Annotated in this window: 1 pseudogene; it reads left to right on the forward strand. The window is 65.3% G+C overall.

The features are described 5' to 3' along the window. Nucleotides 1-259, forward strand: a pseudogene (locus tag FLQ44_RS23960) (DNA helicase RecQ); the annotation flags it as partial.

The raw sequence follows: 259 nt of genomic DNA on the forward strand, positions 1-259 counted from the left end.
TCACCAGCTTCGACCGGGCGAACATCCGCTATCGCATCGCCTACAAGCAGAACGCCAAGCGCCAGCTCAGCGATTTCCTCGATCGTCATCGCGGCGAGACCGGAATCGTCTACGCGATGACCCGCAAGCGCGTGGAGGAAACCGCCGAGGCCCTGCAGCAGCTCGGCCACACGGCCTTGCCGTACCACGCGGGCATTGATGCCTCGATCCGCGCGACGAACCTGCGCCGCTTCCTGCGCGAGGACGGCATCGTGATGGT

The sequence above is a fragment of the Vogesella mureinivorans genome, assembly GCF_007644035.1.
GTDB classification, from domain to species: Bacteria; Pseudomonadota; Gammaproteobacteria; order Burkholderiales; family Chromobacteriaceae; genus Vogesella; species Vogesella mureinivorans.